1 protein-coding gene is annotated in these 817 nt (G+C 31.8%); it reads right to left on the reverse strand.

Going from position 1 to position 817, the window contains the following annotated elements; translation table 11 throughout:
• Positions 1-103 precede the first annotated feature (103 nt).
• Positions 104-601, reverse strand: a complete 498-nt coding sequence (locus HA632_RS00120) for a hypothetical protein (protein ID WP_176305215.1) — start codon at positions 599-601, stop codon at positions 104-106.
• Between the last annotated feature and the right edge of the window lie 216 nt (positions 602-817).

An 817-nucleotide genomic window follows, 5' to 3' on the forward strand; every position in this document is an offset into this window, starting at 1 on the left:
CTTCACTCACTTGCGTTTCCAAATATAACTAAAATTTCAGTCAGCCGAGACATTTCTGATAAACCCAAAACCAGCCATAATCACAAACTGCTGTTAGCAGCAGTTATTGTATTCTTCTATTTAATCTTTTGAGCTTATTTATTTCAGATTTTTTTACCATCTTTAATTTTTTAGTTCGTGTACACAAACTCGTTGAGTAATATGGATCAACTTTTTCATTTCCATCAAATGAACTTAACTTTATGTCTGTTTTGTATGAATAGACAAGATGTTCAGAATTTAGTTCGAAATAATTCCCGCAATCTGCTCCGCCACCAGTTGTCACAACTGTAATAAATTCTGGTTTTTCTTTTCCTTTTATAAATTTTATTATTTTAAATACAAATTCTATCCTCGATGTTTCCTTAATGTAGAACTTACCTTTTTCTGTTGAACTTGGGATCGAGTCTATTATTTTCCCAGCATTAATTTTAACAACTTTTCCAGTGAATATAATATCAGAATGTTCAAAGCCATATTTAATTGTCGAATGTTTACAAGAACAAGAATAACTCTTATGAGTTAAAAACAACAAAATAACTGATAATATTATGTTTTTCATTTTAGCCTTGAGTTGTGAATAATTGCTGCTAACGTGCCGCAGATTGTGATTGTGGCGTTCTTCACTCACTTGCGTTTCCAAATATAACTAAAATTTTAGTCAGCCGAGACATTTCTGACACGACCAAAACCAGCCATAATCACAAACTGCTGTTACCAGCCGTTTTTAATGATTAAATTCTATTATTGGGAAATGAGGTTTCCACATCATTCCTAA

It is taken from the genome of Flavobacterium sp. J49 (assembly GCF_011742145.1).
Lineage (GTDB): Bacteria > Bacteroidota > Bacteroidia > Flavobacteriales > Flavobacteriaceae > Flavobacterium.

Coding starts and splice junctions, on each gene's coding strand:
- HA632_RS00120 (WP_176305215.1), bottom strand. CDS start 601: ATGAAAAACATAATATTATCAGTTATTTTGTTGTTTTTAACTCATAAG.